We start from the raw sequence: 18,757 nt of genomic DNA on the forward strand, positions 1-18,757 counted from the left end.
ACAGAAACAAAGAATAAAGCTTAGGGATAATGTTGAGCCCTAAGCTTTGTTCTTTAAATTATTACTTTAATTCTGTCATCATTTGATTAGCTTCATTTTTTAATTGCTGAACTTCATTAGCTGGAGCATCTTTAGAAGTATACCAACCCTTTTGTTTCATAGCATCAAAAACTTTAAATTGAATATCTTGAGCTGACTTGAAATTGTTAACTAAGGTATTTCTTAAATTTGGGCAAGAACTTTCGGTTATTCCTGTACTATAAGCCGATATTACTTGCTTTTCAGTAGTTAATAAATCTTGCATCATTTCCTTTTCGTTCATCACAGATACCTCCTGAATATTTATCAATTATTTATATATATTTACTGATGAGAATCTAAGTAAGTTTTTAAGTTATTAAAATTTTGTTTATGAATATTGCAAGCTTCATTACATAAATTCTTTAATTGGTTATCTGTACACTGACTTGCATATTGAGAGAACTTTTTGTTTAATAGGGCTTCATGCTCAAGTTGATCTTTTAAAATATCTAGATTCTTTGCATGTAATTGTTTATCAGTTGAATTTGCCATAAGTGGGACCTCCTTATTATACGATTCTTAGGTTTTTAAAGATAAATAAACCTCAATATTAAAGTTTATCATCTTTATTACAACATTATTATTAGCTTTAAAAGAATAAATATGTGTATTATTTATTTTATATGTTTGATAAAATTACATATATTTCAAAAAAATAAAAAAGCGACGGAAGCTTCTACTGTTGCATTAAGGCAATTTTTAAAAACTTGATAGCAGCTTATTAGCAAAGGATGGAAAGTTATTTTTCCATCCTTTGCTTTTTAGGTTCAATATATGGTTTGTGTTGAAATATTAACCAAGATATATGCATATAGCTTCCCCCTCCCCAAAAAACAATTTTTTTAAGCGTTAACCTGTACGGAAATATCCTACTGTATATTCATCAAAATCTTCGAGTAAGTTTGATCTTATAATACGCGTTAAGATAAGCATTGAGTACTTAAGAGCAGTAGTATCACAGCATAAGTATATAAGCATATAAGAAATAAGTGCTGAAAATACTTGTATTTTTACAGCATTTTCATTGTAGCCAATTAGCTTTTTTATTTTAAGGTTTTGCTTAATCCATTTGAAGAATAATTCTATTTCCCATCTATGCTTATAGAGCTTTATTATGTCTGAAGCTGGTAAATCAAAAATATTAGTTATAAAGGTCACTGCTTCTCCTTCTTCATTAAAAGTCATGATTTCTCTATAACTTTTAGTAGTAAGATTCTTAGAATAGCTTGTACCCATAATAACTTCAGTATCATATATATCTTTAGAAGGATCTGATGATATCATTCGTTCCTCCATGACTATGGAATGCTTAGTAGCTCTTGTAACAAATTTTATTTCTTTCTTACTAAGCTCATCGTACCATTTATAGTCGTAATAACCTCTATCAAAAACATAGATGCAGCTGTTATGCTCAAAGAGGCCATCAATACATTTTCTATCATTTACCTTACCTTTAACTATGTTAATTTTCTCTGGAAATTCACCATTGAATAAAGTGCTTATCTTTATACCCGCTCTACTATTGTCCATTTGGAAATGTGGAGCAAGCTTTAGAGCAACTAAGATTACTGATGAATCAATAATTTTGATAGGAGGAATGTCCTTCATAAGCCTAACGGCTCCGCGTCTTCTTTTAGCCTTATCTACCAAATGATAAAATATATCTTCAAAAATTCTATAATCTCTCGCAGAATTTTTCCTGGAAAACTGGGAGACACTTGGTACATTAATAAGATTTTTAAGCTTTTTATTTGAAGAAATCTCACTTTCAGCTTCTCTAAGACTTTTGCAACCACGTATATTTAAATAAATCATTGAGTTTATATGAGAGCGTGTATCAAAATGCTGGCTTCTATAATCACCATTGTATTTTTTTATAGTATGCTTAACAAAACTTCCACCGATTTCCGCTATTAATTTATGAAAAACTAGTTTATTATTTTTATTAGATAACATAAAAAACCTCCTTGTGAATGGTTGCTTGTCACTTCCATTTAACCACAAGGAGGTTTTATTTTTCATTATTAAATTTCTACCAATTAAAATGTGTCAATATAAAATTATTTCTTTAATGCAACAGTAGAAACGGAAGCCGCTTTTTCTATTGCATAAATTATGAACTGTGCATTAAGAATTAGATATAAATTCTTTTTCATAACCCTCTATTCTATTCAGAATATCCTTATTTACGCTATCTAATTTAGAAAAATCCATATTTCCTATATAATATTCTTCTAATTCATCATGCAAAGCCTTAGCAGAAGAAATAATGGCAAGACCCTTTTGTATTAGACTGTAGAAAGTGTCCTTAGTGTATTGGATTTCCTCTCTATACTTATTAAATACAGATTTATTACATAAGTCCTCCATATAGATTTGATTACCTACAAATAGCTTTCTGTTTATTTCATTGGAAGATAGAACAGCTAAGGAAAGCTTAGGAATTATAAGATGCTCTAGCCTTTCAGGAATAAAGGGATCATGATAAATTTCTACATAAAAGCCTCTTCTTAAGGCTTCCTCAGAAATGTACTTTAATATTTCTGTTTTTCCTGTGGAAGGACCGCCATTTAAAACATATATATTATTACATTCCTTATAGAGAGAATCTACATAAGTGACAATTCCATTGGGTGTAAAGGCTGTAGCAAATAGATGCCTGTCCGTACCTAAATTTGAAACAGAGGATTTAAGTAATTTTTCTTTAAATTCTTCCTTGAAATGACTTAATTTAGAATAATTTAAGGCTTCGCTGTTATAATTGCTCCAGTCATCATGAATGAATTTTGCTGCACCTAAATATCTATAGGCTCTTTTAAAGGTTTTTCCTATTTCTCTACTTATATCCATTATTTGCTTTTTTGAACCTTTAAAGCCTTCTTCCCTCCAACATTGACCCATATTTAATATTTCGTCTACTGCCCCTGGAGTTATAGGGTCTACTACATGAGGTGAGGTACCATCCAAAAGAGCTACATTGAGTTTTTTAATAACCACTCCATCTAAAGAGTTATTATCAGAGGAACAATGATGATATTCTATGTCATATCCTTTGTTATTAAAATAAGTACCTACATTTTTCATTAAGGATGATTTGCCAGTACCAGGACCACCTTTTATACAGATTATTCTTCTAGCTTCTTCTTGGCTTAGGATATACCTATAAAAAGAATAAAAACCCTTAGAGGTGTTTCCACCAGGAAACATATGTCTTATAGAGGCTACCAATTACATCACTCTCCTAAAACTAAAACTAAGCATCTGAAGAAAAATAGCTAGTCAGATATACTAATATACTGATTAGTTATTTTCTTTAAGATGACTAATATATAATATGCAGAAGAGTAAATTTGGTTATTATATTAATAATAAATTATAAAAAAGCAAATAATGTATGAGGATTGATTAAAACACAAACAATAACTATGATCTTGAAATAAGATTTTAAAGTATAAATAAAGGAGGAAATCTAATGACTAAAATTATTAAAACTATGGATGGTAATGAAGCTGCTGCAAGAGCTTCCTATGGTTTTACAGAAGTAGCAGCTATCTATCCTATAACCCCGTCTACACCTATGGCAGAGGGTGTTGATGAATGGTCAGCTCATGGAAAGAAAAATATTTTCGGTCAACAGGTAAAAGTTGTAGAAATGCAATCAGAAGCTGGTGCCGCAGGAGCTGTTCATGGGTCGCTAGTAGCAGGAGCATTAACTACTACCTATACCGCTTCTCAAGGATTATTATTGATGATTCCTAATATGTACAAAATGGCAGGAGAGCTGCTACCTGCTGTATTTCACGTAAGTGCTAGAGCTATTGCAACCCATGCACTATCTATTTTTGGAGATCATCAAGATGTTATGGCTGCAAGGCAAACTGGCTTTGCCCTTTTAGCTTCTTCAAATGTTCAAGAGGTAATGGATTTAGCAAATGTTGCTCATCTCTCTTCTATTAAATCTAGAGTACCATTTCTACATTTTTTTGATGGTTTTAGAACCTCTCATGAATATCAAAAGATAGAGGTTATAGACTATGAGGATGTAAAACCCTTAATAGATTATAATGCTATTAAAGAATTTAGAGACAGAGCTTTAAATCCAGAGCATCCTTCTGTTAGAGGAACAGCCCAGAATCCAGATATATATTTCCAAGGGAGGGAAGCCTCAAATAAGTTCTATGACGCAGTTCCTGATATTGTGGAAAGCTATATGAGAGAAATAGAAAAAATAACAGGAAGAACCTATAATCCTTTTGACTATTATGGAGATCCCAATGCAGAAAGTATTATTGTAGCTATGGGCTCTATATGTGATACCATAGAGCAAACCGTAGATTATCTTATGAGCAAAGGAGAAAAGGTTGGTGTTATAAAGGTACATTTATATAGACCTTTTTCTTCTAAATATTTCTTTAAGATATTTCCTCAATCAGTGAAAAAGATTGCAGTGTTGGATAGGACTAAGGAGCCAGGTTCCCTAGGAGAACCTTTATACTTAGATATACAAAACCTGTTTTATAACCATAGCAGCAAACCCCTTATAGTAGGAGGTAGGTACGGATTAGGGTCAAAGGACACTACTCCTTCTCAGATAATAGCTGTATTTAATAATCTAAAGGCCGCTACACCTAAAAATAGATTTACTATAGGTATTGTGGATGATGTTACAAGTACCTCACTGCCAGAAGAGGATATAATAGATACTAATCCAGAGGGTACTATTAGCTGTAAGTTCTGGGGATTAGGTTCAGATGGTACTGTAGGAGCAAATAAAACTGCAGTTAAGATTATAGGAGATAATACAGAACTCTATGCTCAGGCATATTTCTCCTATGACAGTAAAAAGTCTGGAGGAAGTACGGTATCCCATTTAAGGTTTGGAAAGAAGCTTATAAGATCCCCTTACTTAGTTTATAATGCAGACTACATAGCTTGTCATAACAAATCCTTTTTATATAACATTGATGTGTTAAAAGGCCTAAAAAATTCAGGCACCTTCGTATTGAATTGTCCTTGGAAAGAAGAAGAGCTTGAGGAGAAATTACCTGCTTATGTAAAGACGTATATAGCTAAAAATAATATTAATTTTTACATTATTGATGCTGTTTCTATAGCACAAAGTTTAGGGTTAGGTTCAAGAATAAATATGATTATGCAATCTGCATTTTTTAAGCTAGCTAATGTTATACCAGTAGAAGATGCAGTAGATCATCTCAAAAAATCTGTAGAAAAGACTTACGGAAGAAAAGGGCAACGTATTGTTGATATGAATAAGGAGGCTATAGAACAAGGAGTAAAAGCATTGCATAAAGTTACTATACCTTCTAACTGGAACAATGCTGAAGACCACCTTGAAGCCGAAAAGGAAGAACCGGATTTTGTAAAACTCATTCAAAGACCTATGGCAAGACATGAGGGAGATGAGCTTCCTGTTAGTGCTTTCAATGGCAGAGAGGATGGAACTTTTCCACTGGGAACTACAGCTTATGAAAAAAGAGGCATAGCAGTAATGATACCAGAATGGCAGATTGATAAGTGTATTCAGTGCAACCAATGCTCATATGTATGTCCCCATGCGGTAGTAAGACCATTTTTATTAAATGATGAGGAGAAAGAGAAAGCGCCAGATACCTTTAAAACAAAGAAAGCAGTGGGTAAGGGATTGGAGGCATTACATTACCGCATACAAATAAGTCCTTTAGACTGTACAGGATGCAGCAACTGCGCAGATGTTTGCCCAGCTCCTGGAAAGGCTTTAATAATGAAGCCTGCAGAAGAAGAGATTGAGATGGAATCTGAAAATTGGGAATTTGCTATGAGTGTTTCTATGAAGGATGGAATCATGGATAGAGCAACGGTAAAAGGAAGTCAATTTGTAAAACCATTGTTAGAGTTTAATGGTGCATGTCCAGGATGTGGAGAAACCCCATATATTAAACTTTTAACTCAGCTCTTTGGGGACAGAATGATGATTGCTAATGCTACAGGATGCTCGTCTATATGGGGAGCAAGTGCACCTTCAATTCCCTATACTACTAACAACATGAAAAAAGGTCCTGCTTGGGGAAATTCCTTGTTTGAAGATAATGCTGAATATGGCTATGGAATGTATCTAGGTGTAAAGCAGATTAGAGAGAAATTAGCTGATTTGATGAAAGAAGCTTTAACTACTTCTATTAATGAGGAGCTTAAAACAGCTTTTGAACAATGGATTGCTGGTATGGAGGATGCTAATCTGTCAAAGGAAGCTAGTGAGAAAATATTGCAGCTCATAGGCAAAGCAGAAATCAGTAATGCTATATTAAAAGAAATTATGGAGAAAAAAGATTATTTAATCAAGAAATCCCACTGGATGATCGGTGGTGACGGATGGGCTTATGACATAGGCTTTGGCGGATTGGATCATGTTTTAGCCTCTGGAGAAGATATAAATATATTTGTTATGGATACAGAGATATATTCTAATACGGGAGGTCAATCCTCAAAATCTACGCCTACTGCAGCTGTTGCTAAGTTTGCTGCCTCTGGTAAAAAAGTTAGAAAAAAAGATTTAGGCATGATGGCTATGAGCTATGGATATATATATGTGGCACAGATTGCTATGGGTGGGAATATGAATCATACTATAAAGGTTCTTACCGAGGCAGAAGCTTATAAAGGACCTTCTCTAATCATTGCTTATGCTCCTTGTATAAGTCATGGTATAAAAACTGGTATGGGAACTAGTATTGCAGAGGAAAAGAAGGCTGTAGAATCAGGATACTGGCATCTATACAGATACAATCCAATGCTTAAAGAGGAAGGTAAAAATCCTTTTACTTTAGACTCTAAGGAACCAAGCAAATCTTATAAAGAGTTTATCCAAGGAGAAGTGAGATATTCCTCTTTAATGAATGCATTCCCGGATAGTGCAGAAGAAATGTTTAATATCGCAGAGCAGCACGCTACTGAACGATACAATAATTATAAAAGGTTATCAGAGATGAAGTATTAAGAAAAATATAGGGAAACAACTTCAACTACTAACTTATACATGCGTCATAATGGCTTAAAGATGTCATTTTGGAACATGTATAAGTTAAGTTTTCGTAGTGTTTCCCTATATAGATAAACAACTTCAGCTATCAATTTATACATGCCTCATAATGGCTTAAACATGCCATTTTGAAACATGTATAAATTAAGTTTAAGTATTGTTTATCTATAAATAGCTATGGCTAGGTGTACTAGTCCATAGCTATTAGTTTTAAACTAATGGTTTAGAGTAAATATGGATATTGCAAAAATTATACATTATAAAATGTGCTACTAGATAACATGATTATTTTTGATTAGTATCGACCCATTCCTTAGCATTTCGAACATCTATTTCACTAGGAACGGTGACTTTAGATACTGGTTTTGTAGATTTTATACCTGCCCAGGCGGCGGTGTCATGCTTTTCTATAGGTGTTTGCATAGAACTTTCTTTTAACTGATTTTCGTCCATAAATCTTCCTCCCTTCCTTTTTAATTAGTATCTGCATTATATATAGTTTTTATTATCTTTGTCTTTAGTGTTAACAATATAAAAACAGCTGTCTTAACTTGTGGAATATTTAAAGATAATGATATATAATAGATGGTAGCGTTAAAATCTTGAAGGGTAGTGATTTTGTGTTTGAAAGAAAGAAAAATTACATATTCTACAAAAAAGAAAATAAGATTAAAAGAGCTTTGGCATATTTGGATATAGTGTGGATTTTTTCTATAGTATTTATTTGGTTAAAATCTTTATTGTTTTTAGCCCTACTTCATGGCAAAGACTCTGCTACCATAAACATATCAAAGATGTATTTTTCTCCGCCGCCAGTGGTGTCTCATATATTATTTATAGTGGCGTTTTTTTCCTTTGCTTTTCTGTTTAAAAATAGTGGGAGAAAAATATTCTATATAGTTTTGAACCTTTTTATAAGCATTTTAATTTGGGTTGATTTGTTATATTTCAGGGCCTATGGAGCTTTTCTTAGTTCAAGCTTTATAGTTAATCCTGGAACCTTTAACCCTTTAAGAAAAAACTTATTAGGCTATTTTCATGGTATAGATATTTTATTTTTTATAGATATTTTAATATTTATTTTAGTTATGGTGATTATTAGAAATAATGTTATTAATAAAAATAGGAGCATCCTAGCTTTTGTTATAAGTTTAGCTATTTCTATTGGTTATATATCCTTTGACCATTACTGGATAGACGTTAAGGATGCTACCAAGGGAACTATGATGTTTTTTAGAGTATGTTGGGCACCCTTTCAAACCATGTCTAATATGTCGCCCATAGGCTACCATGTTTATGACACCTATTTAACCTTTACCAGTAATAAGAACATAAAACTGACAAGTTCAGAAAAAGAAAAGGTTGATAACTGGTTTAAGGACAATGCAGAAAATATAGAGGATAATGATTTAAAGGGTGTTTTCAACAATAAAAACCTGATTTTTTTACAGGTGGAATCCTTGGAGCAATTTGTAATAAATGAAAAGGTAAATGGGCAGGAAATTACTCCAAATATAAATAAGATGCTGGCTAATAGCCTATCTTTTAGCAATATATATGAACAGGTTAACAGCGGAACTAGCTCTGATGGGGATTTGCTTTCAAATACCTCCATATTTCCTGTAAGAGATGGAAGTACCTTCTTTAAGTATCCAAATACAAGCTATAATTCCTTACCACAGCTATTAAACAATTTAGGCTATAACACCATTTCTACCCATCCAGAAAAAGGTGGGAATTGGAATTGGATTCACGCTCATAAAGCTATAGGTTTTAATAAGAGTTGGGATGTAAGCAAGTATAAATTAGATGAGCTAATAGGCCCAGGATTATCTGATGGATCGCTGTTTAAGCAGGTGACAGAATTTTTATCTGAGGAGAAAAAACCTTTTTATGCTCATGTGGTAACTTTAACTAGTCATGGACCTTTTGAGGTGCCAGAAAAGGAAAAGTATCTTAAGCTAGATGAAGCTTTGGATAAAAGCATACTAGGAGCATATTTTCAAAGTGTAAATTATGTAGATAGACAAATTGGAAATTTGATAGAGGATCTTAGAAAAAGAGATATGCTGAAAGATACGGTAATAGTTATATATGGAGATCATACTGGGGTGCATAAATTCTATGAGGACAAGCTAAAAGACTTAAAGGTAGAAAATCCAAAATGGTTGGAGAAGGATTTAAGGGTGCCTTTAATAATATATAATGAAGAATTGCAAGGTAAGAATTCCGATATAATAGGAGGACAAATAGATATAATGCCTACAGTAGCCTATTTGATGGGAGTGGAAGAAAAGGCTTTTGTAAATTCTTCTATGGGCAAAATATTAGTAAAAACCAATAAGAATTATACTATTCTTAATTATGGTGAAATCATAGGGTCACCTGATGAAAAGGAAATAAATCATATTAAAGAATCCTTTAGCATAGCTGACTACATAATCAAGGGAAATTATTTCAAAAAATAAATTTTCCTTTGGTGTTAAATCCCTTCTATCTTTCATAAGATAAGCTTATGGAAGATAGAAGGGAGATTTTTTTATGACTGAAGAAAGAGATACAAATAGTATGGATCCTTACTATAAACTCCTTTTAGGAAAAGTAAAATGTAAGAGCTGCGGCAAGAATATGACAAAATGCAGTGCCAGATCTAATAATAAAATCTATGTGTATCTAAGATGCTCCTCCTATGTAAGAAAGAGGTGTACAAGTCATATGATAAGCTATAAACTTCTAATTAAAGAGCTTAAAGCAGAGATAAAATCCTTTATAATAAAGGAAGAGAATATAGGTGTTTTACAGAGAATATATGATTATTATTTTAATAATTTATTAGAGAATAGCTTGTCACAGGAATATAAAAAAATTGATGAAGAGGTATCAAAAATTAAGAAAAGATTATTTTGTTTAAACATAGACCTTGTCCGTAAAGCAATAACAGAGACGGGTTATTACCATAATAGAAAATTGCTTATGGAAGGAATAAAAAAATTAGAGCTGCAAAAAAGGCTTTTGGAGATAAACTCAATAAAGGAGTATGCTGAAGATAGAAAAAATCTAATAAGAAATTTTATTAAGGACTATGAAAGAGAAGAGGGATTATTTATTTTTATGCTAGAGAATATTGTCCATAAAGTTGAAATAGCTGAAAATAATATAATGAAAAAAGAAAGATATATTTATATTACATACAAAGATTTTGAAATTAAGTCATCTCTAAAAAAGGGGTGAAGGTTATTTAAGCCTTCATCCCTTTTGAGCTTAATGCATAAAGTCATTATCTATAGTTATTACACAGTTATAGCCAGGATAGATTTCCTTCACTCTTTTGCAAATATCACTCTTTAGAACTTCATCTTCTATTTCCTTTCCTCTTCTACTAGAGTCTACCACTATATCAAATATTAAATTTTTATGCTCACCTTCACCTACCACTCTGAAATCATGCATGGATTTTATTATGGAAAAGCTGTTTATTATTTCAGTAAGCTGCTGTTGCGTTTTAACAATTTCTTTATCATCTACGGATATAGGATCCATATGGATAACAAGATGTATTCTAAAGCTTTCCGATAGCTCTTTTTCTGCTTTATCTATGATATCGTGTATCTTCACTATGGAAATATTACAAGGAACCTCTGCATGTATAGAAGCCATACACCTTCCAGGACCATAATTATGTATTATTAAATCATGAACTCCACTTATATGCTCATAGCTAAGAACTCCATTTTTAATTTTATCTACTAATTCCTTATCTGGAGCACTTCCTAGTAAGGGATTAAGAGTTTCCTTTACTAAGGAGAAGCCAGAATATAGTATTACACAGGCTACTATAATACCTATGTATCCATCTATAGGAAAAGTAGTCCATCTAGATATCAGAAGAGATAAAGCTACAGTGCTTGAGGTTATCACATCTCCTAAGGCATCGAAGGAAGCCGCCTTTAAGGCAGAAGAATTGATAGACTCACCTACAAATTTGTTGAAGCGACTTAGCCATATCTTAAAGCTAATAGAAATCACTATGAGTATGAAGGGAATCAATTCAAAGTTAACAGGTTCAGGATTAATTATTCTTGTAAATGAGGATTTTACAAACTGAAATCCTACCAGCATAACCATAAAAGCCACAATAAGAGCTGAGATGTACTCTATTCTACCATGACCAAAGGGATGCTCCTCATCAGCGGGCATGTTTGACAGCTTAAAACCTAGAATGGTTATGACAGAAGAAGCTGCATCGGATAAATTGTTAAAAGCGTCTGCTGTAACAGCTATACTTTTAGATATCATTCCTACAGAGAGCTTTATGATAAATAATGTTATATTTACTATTATTCCAACTATTCCACCTAAAAATCCATAAGAACTCCTTACTTTTTCTTCATCTACTTTATCATAATCTTTTATAAATTTATGAACTAGAAGCTTAGATAGCATGGAAAACACATCCTTTAAATTTTATATATTTTTACATTATAACATAGTATGCAATAGGTTTCTATTTTAACATATAAAAATATTATTGACATTGTTAAAATAATTAAGTATATTATGATTAATAAATTTAAATTATTAATTAAAATTAAATATTTCAGGTAACCTAGGGTAGAGGTGCTGTAATTAAGAGTATCTATTAGGAGTCGGTAGGCTAAGATCAATAGAAAAAGGAATTATGGCCGAAGGGATTGAATCGGCAGAGGATTTTCCTGGTTTTTCATAAAATATATGAGAGACTGTCATTATAGTTTGTTATAGTGGAGAGCTACAAAGGTACACCATTATGTATATATATATGTTTATATGATACGTAGTGAAGGTGTTCCTTTGCTACGTATTTTTTATTTTAGAATTATTTGGAATATTGAAATTTAATGAGATTTAAGTAAGTTTTTGAGGTGAGTATTATGGCAATAGTAATTCAAAAATATGGTGGTAGTTCTGTAGGAACCACTGAGAAAATTAGGAAGGTAGCTCAAACCATAATTAGCAGAAGGGAAAAGGGAGATAAGGTAGTTGTGGTGGTTTCGGCTATGGGAGATGCCACAGACGATTTGATCAATCTAGCTAAGGCTATAACAGATAATCCAGACAAAAGAGAATTAGATGCTTTATTATCTACTGGAGAAATGGTATCAAGCTCTTTACTGGCCATGGCTATTAAAGCCTTAGGATATGATGCAGTAAGCTATACAGCTTATCAGTTAGGAATAAAAACTACGGGGAATTATGGTAAGTCTTTAATCGATGATATAAATGAAACAAAAATTAAGGATAGTCTTGATGAAGATAAAATAGTAATAGTAGCAGGCTTCCAAGGAATTAATGAGGATGGAGATATAACTACCCTAGGAAGAGGTGGTTCAGATACGACAGCAGTAGCTATTGCAGTAAAAGTGAAGGGTATCTGTGAAATTTATACAGATGTAGATGGTATATATAATGTAGATCCAAGACTTTATAAAAATGCAAAAAAATTAGATAGCATAGATTATGAAGAGATGCTAGAACTAGCCAGCTTAGGAGCTCAGGTAATGCACTCAAGATCTATTGAATTAGGGCAAAAATATAGAATACCAATATATGTGGGATTGAGCAATAGTGATATTAAAGGAACAATTATCAAGGAGGTTAATAATATGAATATGGAGGGTAAACCAGTAACAGGAGTAGCAACTAGTGATGATGATATATCAGTTACTTTAAAGGAATTGGCAGTAGATATAAATATTTTAGCAGATATTTTTGATACCCTTGGAAGCAATAAAATTAATATAGATATGATAAGTCAAACCGCTCCTTTTAATAATAAGGTTAATGTATCCTTTACTGTACCTAAGGATGATTTAAATGAGTGTAGAAGTATACTGTTAAACTTTATAGAAGAAAACAATATTTCTATGGATACAGATATTACTAAATTTTCAATAGTAGGAATAGGTATGAAATCTACCTCAGGCGTAGCTGCTAGAATGTTTAAAGTATTTAAAGAAAATAATATAACAGTAAAGATGATAACTACTTCAGAAATAAGAATTACTTGTTCAATTAAGAAAGAAGATAAAATGAAGGCTATTGAGCTTATGGCAGAAGAGTTCAACCTTTAATAGGAGGATTAAAAATGAAGCTATTAGGATCTATGGAGATAATAGATAATAATTTATATATAGGCGGAAATAATACCCTAGATTTAGTTAAGGAATATGGTACTCCCCTTTTTGTTATAGATGAAGAATATATAAGAAGCAATTGCAGAAGATACTATAAGGCTTTTAAGGTAGAAGAGTATGGAAATAAGGTGGCTTACGCTGGGAAAGCTTTTTTAACCCTAGCCATGTGTCAAATAATAAAAGAAGAGGGGCTAAATTTAGATGTAGTATCTGGAGGAGAATTATATACTGCTTATAAGAGTGGTTTTCCCATGGAAAGAGTTTATTTCCACGGAAATAATAAAACCTATGAAGAGATAAGCATGGGAGTAAAATTAGGAGTAGGGCGATTTGTAGTGGATAATTTATCCGAGTTGAACATTATAAATGACCTAGCGGAAAAACAAGGAAGGGCTCAGGACATATTATTAAGAATTACACCAGGCATTGAGGCCCACACTCATAGCTATATAAAAACTGGACAGGTAGACTCAAAATTTGGATTTACTATATTAGAAAACAATGCTATGAATGTAATTAAAAAAGCTCTAGAACTTTCCAATATAAATTTAGTAGGGTTGCATTGCCATATAGGTTCTCAGATCTTTGAAACTAAAGCTTATGAAGAAGAAGCGGATATAATGATAAATCTAGTTAAAGATATTAAAGATAAGTTGAATTATCCAATATTAGAGCTCAATCTTGGAGGAGGGTTTGGGATATACTATAAAGAAGGAGATACCCCTAAAACCATAGAAAGTTTTTGTGAAGTGATTTTAAATAGAGTTTACCATACCTCAAAAAGTTTAGGGCTAGAAATACCTAAATTAGTAATAGAGCCTGGTCGTTCTATAGTAGGAAATGCCGGCATCACATTATACACTGTAGGAGCAATAAAAGAAATTCCTAATATAAGAAAATATGTTTCCGTAGATGGAGGGATGACTGATAATATAAGACCTTCCTTATATAATGCAGAATATGAATGCTTCATAGCAAACAAAGCTGAAAGAACATCTAATGATAAAGTGACAATATCCGGTAAGTGCTGTGAGTCCGGAGATGTCCTAATGAGTGATATAAGAATACCAGAGGTAGAGCAGGGAGATATACTGGCCGTGTTATCCACAGGAGCTTACTGTTATTCTATGTCCAGTAATTATAATAAGATACCTAAAGCTCCAGTGGTTAGTGTGAAGAATGGAACCTCTAGAGTGATCTGCAGGAGAGAGACTTATGAAGATATCATTAGAAATGAATTAGCTTTATAATAGAGTCCTTTTGGGACTCTGTTTTTTTGTTTATTCAATATTCCCTTTTATCTTAAATGTAAGTTTTCTTTTTTTATCTAACCTCCTTATCGTTATTATAGTCGTGCATCATATTTTTTTCAATTTACTGGATACTTAAGGTAGTATAATTAATAAATAAAATAGTAAAAATTATATTAAAATAATGATATAATTAAAGTGTTAAAAATTATATATGTAGAGAAACAACATAAGTTTTAACTTTGTTTCCCTATAAATACTGAGGGGGTATTAAAAGATGGCAAAAGAATTACAATTAGCTCAAGACCTTATAGATTTTTTATACGAAAGCCCTACAGCTTTTCATGCGGTAGAAAAGGTTAAGGCAATCCTTGAAGCTAAAGGCTTTAAAGAATTAAAGGAAGCGGAGAATTGGACCATAAAAAAAGGTGGAAAGTACTATGTTACTAAGAATGATTCCGCCATTATCGCCTTTAATTTAGGAAAGGGTGAAGTAGAAGATCACGGTTTTAAATTAATTGGAGCTCATACAGATTCACCAACCTTTAGAATAAAGCCACGTCCAGAAATGATTTCTGAAAATACCTATGTAAGATTAAATACAGAGGTATATGGAGGTCCTATTCTTAATACTTGGTTAGATAGACCCTTAGCCATAGCAGGTAGAGTAGTTTTAAGAACTGAAAATCCATTATATCCAGAAACTAAGTTAATGAATATAAATAAGCCAATACTTATTATTCCTAATCTAGCAATACATATGAATAGAGATGTAAACTCTGGAGTGGAATTAAATAGACAAAAGGATACCTTACCTCTATTGTCCTTAGTTAACGAAAGTTTAGAGAAGGATAAATATCTTTTAAATACTATAGCAGAGGAGTTAAATGTTAAGGCAGAGGATATAATTGATTTTGATTTATTCTTATATGAATTTGAAAAAGGCAGTATAATAGGATTGAATAAGGAATTTATATCATCTTCAAGATTAGATGACTTATCTATGGTTCATGCAGGTATTACTGCTTTAATAAATACAAAGGCAAATTTAGCTACTAATGTAATGGTATGCTTTGATAATGAAGAAGTAGGAAGTGCCACAAAACAAGGGGCAGATTCTCAATTATTATCTAACATATTAGAAAGAATAGTTCTTTCCTTAGGAAAGGATAGAGAAGCTTTCTTTAGAGCTTTAGCTAAATCCTTTATGATTTCTGCAGACTTAGCTCATGCAGTGCATCCTAATGTAGGAGAAAAGCACGATCCTGTAAATAGACCTTTAATAAATAAAGGGCCAGTTATAAAGATAAGTGCAAATCAAAGCTATACTTCTGACAGCAATTCCTCAGCAGTTTATGAAGAAATCTGCAAAAAGGCAGAAGTACCAGTACAAAAATTTGTTAATCGTTCAGACTTAAGAGGAGGCTCTACTATAGGACCTATTTCCTCTACTCATTTAGATATAAGATCCGTAGATATGGGAACTCCAATCCTTGCCATGCATTCAGTGAGGGAATTAGGTGGAGTTATGGATCACTACTATGTAACCAAATCCTTTGAAGAGTTTTATAAACTATAATATTTAGGGGGGCTTTTGATAAGCCTTCTTTTTTTGTAAACATTTTTTAACTATTGATTCTAATATATAGAATATAATTAAATAAGATACTTAGATTTTTGAGGGGGAATACAGGAGGAAAAGAAAGTGAAGAGATACAAAAAGTTTATGATTAATACTGTACTTTGTGTTAGCATTTTTAATATTATGAGTCTAAATTTAGCTGAAAATAGATATGTTAGCTCTAAGGCTAAAAAAGTATTAGCTGTAGAGAGTTTAAATAAAAATAACTATAAAGTTAATTACACAGGAAAAGGCATAAAAGTAGCTGTAATAGATAGTGGAGTCGAAATAGACCATCCGGATTTAAAAGGTAATATTGTTGGAGGCTATGATTTTGTAGAAAACAAACCTATCTATAGGGATGGAGATTTGAGAAATGGGCATGGAACTCACGTGTCAGGAATTATTGCTGCAAATGGTAAAATTAAAGGAGTAGCACCAGAAGCTTCTTTATTGGTTTATAGAGTAGTTGAAAAGGATGGAAGTAAAACAGATAAAAATATTATTTCTGCCATAAAGAAAGCAACAGAAGAAGGAGCAGAAATAATAAATCTATCCTTAAGAACGGAGCATGATATACCAGAAGGCGATGTAGCAGATGCTATCAGAGAGACTGTGAAGAAAGGCGTGGTAGTAGTTAAGGCTAATGGAAATTATGGTCCAGGACCATGGACTGTAAAGGATGTAGCTTCTTTACCAGAAGTCATTTCAGTAGGCAATGCTACAGATAATATATTGACTCCTCATATTACTGGAGTTCAAAGTGGGCAGAGTATAAATTTACAGTTATTAAGAGAGTCTAAAAGCTTTGATGAGATTAATGATGCTTCTATAGTTACTTTAACAGATTCCTCTAACATAGTTGAAGAAAGTATTAAAAATAAGATTATTTTATTAGAAGCGAAAAATTTTTATGAGGCAGAAGACATATTTAGGAATTTTAAAGGCAAAGGGGTTTTGGGGGTAATTGTAAGTACCAAAAATGAAGAGGCAGATAGTTTTAGGATATTTGAATCACTGGACTTTCCAATAGCCTTTGTAAAGGATAAGGATTATGAGAGTCTATTTAATATGGCTTCAAAAGAAAGGGTACATATTAAAAATAAATGGGGAAGAAAAGTGTTTTATGATAGTTCTCAAGGACCTACTAAGGGATTATGGGGGCTTAAACCAGATATAGTGGCACCAGGTACAGATATATTAAGTACAGTTCCTCAGGAAGTAGATGAATCAAGATATAAAAAAGAAACTGGGACAAGTATGGCAGCTCCTTACATATCAGGAGTAGCAGCTTTAATTAAACAAGCCCATCCAGCATGGACTCCGCAGCAGATAAAGGAAGCTATAGCTAATAATGCTAAACTGCTTTATGATGAAGAAGGTGTTTTATATCCAGCTTATATACAGGGATCTGGATTTATTGATGTAGAGAAGGCCATCAATGCTGATATTTTTATAAGTCCTAATAATTTAAGTTTTGGTTTATTAAATGCAAAAGAAGGAAAGTTAGAAGTTGAGAGGGTTTTAAGTGTAAAAAATACTTCTAATGAATCTAAAGAGTATAACATTAGTGGCAGTTTTAATGGAAAATCTGAAGGTATGGAGCTAGCAGTACCTAAAAGCATTACGGTAAAAAATAATTCTCAAGAGAATATTACCATAAAGGCAAAAGTGGATACAACTATGGCTAAAGGTATATATTCTGGCAATATAATTTTTTCTTCTGAAAATGATACAAAAATCATACCCTTTATAATATTAGTAGAACCTAATAATTATCCTATTATCACAGATCTTTATTTAGAGCAGCGTATATTTTCTTTAGCAAAGCAAGAAAATAACAATATCTACTATTATTTACCTAATAATATAGATAGATTATTTATAGAGGCTGAGAATATATTTTCTAAAAGCAGCGAAAAAATGCCTATATATGAAGGAGAAAATATACCAAAAGGATTGGGAAGTATTGCTTGGCAAGGAAGAGATATAAAAAATAATGCTTTGAAGGATGGAGTTTATTCCTTTAAGGCCTTAGCCTATAACAAAAGCAGAACTACAGAGGTGGGAGGTAACACTATAGGCATTATCGACAATAGTGCCCCAGAAATTTCTATTAGCACTGAAGGATATAAGGTGAAGGGCAAAATAGAGGATCTGATGCTTAAACACAAATTTATATTAATTGATAAGATGGGATTTGAAAAGCTCATCTCTCTGCAATGGAAGCTAGCTAATACGGATGATTCATGGAAGGAGTTAAAATTGTCAGAAGAGGACGAATTCTATTTTGAAGTACCTGAAGCTAAATTAGTGTCAGGTAATAATGCAATATCGGTGCAGGCTAAAGATATAGCTCATAATTTAAAAGAAATAACTATAAACATGATTAAAGAGAAAGAAATCAAAGAAGAGGGTGAGAGTGGTTCAAAAGTTGATAAGAGCATTTATCCTACAGGGGATTCTTTAGCTAGGACTGGCAGCATAATAGATATGAAAGTTCTTATATCAATAGGAGCAATAATAAGCTTATTAGGACTATACTTATATAAAAAGAATAAAATTTAGTAGAATTGCGATGTGTTTTTTATTTTAA

The 18,757-nt window shown here is 32.3% G+C and carries 13 protein-coding genes and 1 riboswitch; of the genes, 7 read left to right on the top strand and 6 right to left on the bottom strand.

The annotated features are described in order from the left end of the window. Positions 1-61: 61 nt before the first annotated feature. The 4 genes from BN2665_RS09115 to BN2665_RS09130 all read right to left on the bottom strand — a co-directional run bounded on the left by BN2665_RS09115 (position 62) and on the right by BN2665_RS09130 (position 3,309). Positions 62-322: a spore coat protein gene (locus BN2665_RS09115; protein WP_055666796.1), complete on the bottom strand. Its 261-nt coding sequence runs from the start codon at positions 320-322 to the stop codon at positions 62-64. Between the two features lie 41 nt (positions 323-363). Next, complete coding sequence (locus BN2665_RS09120) at positions 364-573, bottom strand: hypothetical protein (RefSeq protein WP_055666797.1); 210 nt, start codon at positions 571-573, stop codon at positions 364-366. A gap of 357 nt (positions 574-930) precedes the next feature. After that, positions 931-2,037 (bottom strand): IS4 family transposase, encoded by a 1,107-nt coding sequence (locus BN2665_RS09125; RefSeq protein ID WP_055666280.1) that lies wholly within the window; start codon positions 2,035-2,037, stop codon positions 931-933. A 171-nt stretch (positions 2,038-2,208) separates the two neighbouring features. Next, positions 2,209-3,309, bottom strand: coding sequence for a PRK06851 family protein (locus BN2665_RS09130; protein ID WP_154674908.1), 1,101 nt, complete (start codon positions 3,307-3,309; stop codon positions 2,209-2,211). Between the two features lie 244 nt (positions 3,310-3,553). Between BN2665_RS09130 and nifJ the strand changes: the two genes are divergently transcribed. Beyond that, positions 3,554-7,075 (top strand): pyruvate:ferredoxin (flavodoxin) oxidoreductase, encoded by a 3,522-nt coding sequence (gene nifJ / locus BN2665_RS09135; protein WP_055666798.1) that lies wholly within the window; start codon positions 3,554-3,556, stop codon positions 7,073-7,075. A 327-nt stretch (positions 7,076-7,402) separates the two neighbouring features. Here the strand turns inward: nifJ and BN2665_RS26225 are convergent, their stop codons facing one another. Continuing rightward, positions 7,403-7,570, bottom strand: a complete 168-nt coding sequence (locus BN2665_RS26225) for a CDIF630_02480 family spore surface protein (protein ID WP_074042260.1) — start codon at positions 7,568-7,570, stop codon at positions 7,403-7,405. A gap of 167 nt (positions 7,571-7,737) precedes the next feature. On the opposite strand from BN2665_RS26225, the gene BN2665_RS09140 reads away from it, so the two are divergent. Beyond that, positions 7,738-9,585 carry an LTA synthase family protein gene (locus tag BN2665_RS09140; protein ID WP_055666799.1) on the top strand — a complete coding sequence of 616 codons (1,848 nt, stop codon included), beginning with the start codon at positions 7,738-7,740 and terminating at the stop codon, positions 9,583-9,585. 73 nt (positions 9,586-9,658) lie between these two features. After that, positions 9,659-10,348, top strand: a complete 690-nt coding sequence (locus BN2665_RS09145) for a recombinase zinc ribbon domain-containing protein (protein WP_055666800.1) — start codon at positions 9,659-9,661, stop codon at positions 10,346-10,348. Between the two features lie 30 nt (positions 10,349-10,378). On the opposite strand, the gene BN2665_RS09150 is transcribed toward BN2665_RS09145, so the two are convergent. Beyond that, complete coding sequence (locus BN2665_RS09150; RefSeq protein WP_055666801.1) at positions 10,379-11,560, bottom strand: cation diffusion facilitator family transporter; 1,182 nt, start codon at positions 11,558-11,560, stop codon at positions 10,379-10,381. 161 nt (positions 11,561-11,721) lie between these two features. Next, a riboswitch (Lysine riboswitch) is annotated at positions 11,722-11,896 on the top strand. A gap of 131 nt (positions 11,897-12,027) precedes the next feature. Here BN2665_RS09150 and BN2665_RS09155 point away from each other — a divergent pair. The 4 genes from BN2665_RS09155 (at position 12,028) to BN2665_RS09170 (ending at position 18,729) form a co-directional block, all read left to right on the top strand. Then, positions 12,028-13,227 carry an aspartate kinase gene (locus tag BN2665_RS09155; RefSeq protein WP_055666802.1) on the top strand — a complete coding sequence of 400 codons (1,200 nt, stop codon included), beginning with the start codon at positions 12,028-12,030 and terminating at the stop codon, positions 13,225-13,227. Positions 13,228-13,241: 14 nt separating this feature from the next. After that, positions 13,242-14,540, top strand: a complete 1,299-nt coding sequence (gene lysA / locus BN2665_RS09160; RefSeq protein WP_055666803.1) for a diaminopimelate decarboxylase — start codon at positions 13,242-13,244, stop codon at positions 14,538-14,540. 277 nt (positions 14,541-14,817) lie between these two features. Continuing rightward, positions 14,818-16,119, top strand: coding sequence for a M18 family aminopeptidase (locus BN2665_RS09165; RefSeq protein WP_055666804.1), 1,302 nt, complete (start codon positions 14,818-14,820; stop codon positions 16,117-16,119). A gap of 126 nt (positions 16,120-16,245) precedes the next feature. After that, positions 16,246-18,729 carry a S8 family peptidase gene (locus tag BN2665_RS09170; RefSeq protein WP_055666805.1) on the top strand — a complete coding sequence of 828 codons (2,484 nt, stop codon included), beginning with the start codon at positions 16,246-16,248 and terminating at the stop codon, positions 18,727-18,729. Positions 18,730-18,757: the final 28 nt, after the last annotated feature.

Source organism: Desnuesiella massiliensis (assembly GCF_001403615.1).
Lineage (GTDB): Bacteria > Bacillota > Clostridia > Clostridiales > Clostridiaceae > Desnuesiella > Desnuesiella massiliensis.

Bases quoted from the DNA above. Each gene is read 5' to 3' on its own strand.
- lysA (WP_055666803.1), top strand. From the start codon at position 13,242: ATGAAGCTATTAGGATCTATGGAGATAATAGATAATAATTTATATATA.
- BN2665_RS09120 (WP_055666797.1), bottom strand. From the start codon at position 573: ATGGCAAATTCAACTGATAAACAATTACATGCAAAGAATCTAGATATT.
- BN2665_RS09155 (WP_055666802.1), top strand. From the start codon at position 12,028: ATGGCAATAGTAATTCAAAAATATGGTGGTAGTTCTGTAGGAACCACT.
- BN2665_RS09145 (WP_055666800.1), top strand. From the start codon at position 9,659: ATGACTGAAGAAAGAGATACAAATAGTATGGATCCTTACTATAAACTC.
- BN2665_RS09165 (WP_055666804.1), top strand. From the start codon at position 14,818: ATGGCAAAAGAATTACAATTAGCTCAAGACCTTATAGATTTTTTATAC.
- BN2665_RS09125 (WP_055666280.1), bottom strand. From the start codon at position 2,037: ATGTTATCTAATAAAAATAATAAACTAGTTTTTCATAAATTAATAGCG.
- nifJ (WP_055666798.1), top strand. From the start codon at position 3,554: ATGACTAAAATTATTAAAACTATGGATGGTAATGAAGCTGCTGCAAGA.
- BN2665_RS09115 (WP_055666796.1), bottom strand. From the start codon at position 322: ATGAACGAAAAGGAAATGATGCAAGATTTATTAACTACTGAAAAGCAA.
- BN2665_RS09150 (WP_055666801.1), bottom strand. From the start codon at position 11,560: ATGCTATCTAAGCTTCTAGTTCATAAATTTATAAAAGATTATGATAAA.
- BN2665_RS26225 (WP_074042260.1), bottom strand. From the start codon at position 7,570: ATGGACGAAAATCAGTTAAAAGAAAGTTCTATGCAAACACCTATAGAA.